Origin of the sequence: Chamaesiphon sp. VAR_69_metabat_338 (assembly GCF_031423935.1) — a bacterium.
Classification (GTDB): domain Bacteria; phylum Cyanobacteriota; class Cyanobacteriia; order Cyanobacteriales; family Chamaesiphonaceae; genus Chamaesiphon.
The window spans coordinates 1-2,475 of record NZ_JANPGM010000463.1; the positions used below are offsets into that span (position 1 = coordinate 1).

The following is a 2,475-nucleotide window of genomic DNA, read 5'->3' on the forward strand; positions in this document are numbered from 1 at the left end:
CCCAAAATCCAGAACACTTCTAACATGAACCCCGATTGGTAGTCTTTAATCTGATTGCTCGCGTAGGCAAACCACATATCGGCAACATAGAAACAAATAATCGCCTGCGCGGTAACTTGCCAAGCATTACTAAGCCGTCCCCCCCAAAAACCCAAAATCATCACGATCGCTAAGGTAAGTAACACTACATCGCTCCAGACATAAAAGGTATTTAAATTCTGACCGTAAGGCTTCAAGAGGCCATCAAAATACATCACCCATTCAGGTACATCTGGTTTGGATGCTTCTGGTTGAGGCAAAGTTGGTGCGGGAGTTGCCACAGATGCCATTGTGGCTGACTGGGCTTGGCTAATAGGTGCAGAAATCGGGGTAGTCGCTGCGGCACTCATCGCTGAAGCTGGTGGCTTGAGAATCCACGTTACCAATGTCGCCGCATAGATCCCAATCCCCAAAACGATCGCCCATTGATAGATATTCAACCGTACCCGTTTACTGACGATCGCCAGCAGCATCGCCAGCAATAAACAAATATAAAAAATCACAAAAAATGGGTCGCCCAGCGAACCAGTGGAATTGAGCTGCCAGACTAATTCCCACGAGCTAAAAAAGATATTGCCGACCAAATAAGCGAGTAAAGCGATGCCCATTAGCAACCAGACTTGGCTACCACTAGGCATGCGGCGGCTCAATCCATTCCGAAGACACAACAATCCAGCTACCAGTAGCGACACATCTTGGAGCACATATGCGGTAAAGAATCGATACAAAAAGGGGCGTTCGCTCCCTTGGGTTGGCCCACTAAAAAACATATAAGTAACTAGTGATAATATCGACCAACCCAATGCAAAATAAATTACATTGCGTTTGCACCATAAATCTTCCCAGCGTTTGAGCGATTGAAGTAAACCGAACATATATGTAGTTAATAATTGACAAAAACTCGCTCAGTTTGTAGTAGTGACACTATTCATTCGAGCTAGGGGAGTAGTAGCTATTAGTGTTCCCACTTATCGCCACAGATCGAAGATCGAGCTAAAGTTTCAGTATGCTACCGATCGATACAGCAGGCGTGGATTGAAGACCGATCGCGATCGCCAAGACGCTGGCGCACCTCAACGGTCTACTATACTAATGAAGACAGTGGAATTAGATTTATTTAGCAGGAGTACGATCGCCGTGACTAACACCCTCAATTGCCCTACCGTTCGGACATTGCCCAATGGGTTGACGATCGTTGCCGAACAGATGCCGATCGAAGCGGTAAATCTGAATATCTATCTAAATGTCGGTTCCTTCGTCGAAACTGATGGCATCAATGGGATGGCGCACTTTTTGGAGCACATGGTGTTCAAAGGGACATCCAGATTGGCAGCGGGCGAATTCGAGCGGCTGGTAGAAGCGCGCGGTGGGGTGACGAATGCGGCGACAAGTCAAGACTATACCCATTACTACATCACCACTGCGCCGAAAGATTTTGCCGCACTCGCCCCACTGCAAATCGATGTTGTCGCCAATCCTCGCATCCCCGATGATGACTTCGCGCGGGAGAAATTGGTGATCCTTGAAGAAATTCGCCGTTCTCACGATAGCTCCTCCCGCCGGATCTATCAGCAGGCGATCGAAGTTGCCTTTGCTAAGTTACCCTACCGGCGGCCAGTGTTAGGGCCAGAAGCCGCGATCGAAGGTATTACCGCCCAACAGATGCGCTATTTTCACGCGACTAATTATCAGCCGACTGCCATGACTGCCGTGGCTGTTGGCAATCTTCCCGTTGAAGAGTTAATCGATATCATCTCCGATGGTTTTGCCTCTCAAAGTGGCAGTATCCCGACCGCCGAATTTGTCGGCAGAAAAGCTCAACCCACGCCCGAACCTGCCTTTGCGCGCATCGTCCGCAAAGAACACATCGATCCGAGTCTCCAACAAGCCAGATTGATTATGGTGTGGCGCGTCCCAGGATTGACGCAATTGGCCGAAACATACCCGCTCGATATTTTGGCCGCGATTCTCAGCTCTGGACGCACGTCCCGCTTGGTTAAGGAACTACGTGAAGAACGCCAACTGGTAAATAATATCAGCGTGAGTAATATGAGCAACCGGATTCAGGGTTTATTTTACCTGAGTGCCCAGTTGCCGAGCGAGCATCTAGCCGAAGTCGAGCAACTAATTACCCAGCATATTTTCCAGCTCCAAACTACCCTTGTTACTGATGCCGAACTCAGTCGCATCCGGCGGCAAGTTGCCAATCGTTATATTTTCGGCACCGAAACTCCGAGCGATCGTGCAGATCTTTACGGTTATTATCGATCGGTAGTCGGTAGTCTCGCCCCAGCTCTCAATTACCCGCAGCAAATTCAAGCTCTAGATACTCCTACCATCCAACTCGCCGCTCGTCACTATTTATCGCCTACTGCTTATGGGGTAATTACCGTTAAACCAGCGTAAAAAGTTGAAAGTTGAAAGCGCGGTTTTTAG

Annotated in this window: 2 protein-coding genes; one reads left to right on the plus strand and one right to left on the minus strand. The window is 48.7% G+C overall.

Going from position 1 to position 2,475, the window contains the following annotated elements; all coding sequences use genetic code 11:
• Nucleotides 1–914, minus strand: a 914-nt coding sequence (locus tag RMO84_RS12795; protein ID WP_310488838.1) for a hypothetical protein, incomplete at its 3' end; no start/stop codon positions are given.
• Nucleotides 915–1,131: 217 nt separating this feature from the next.
• On the opposite strand from RMO84_RS12795, the gene RMO84_RS12800 reads away from it, so the two are divergent.
• Complete coding sequence (locus RMO84_RS12800) at nt 1,132–2,445, plus strand: pitrilysin family protein (protein ID WP_310488839.1); 1,314 nt, start codon at nt 1,132–1,134, stop codon at nt 2,443–2,445.
• Nucleotides 2,446–2,475 lie beyond the last annotated feature (30 nt).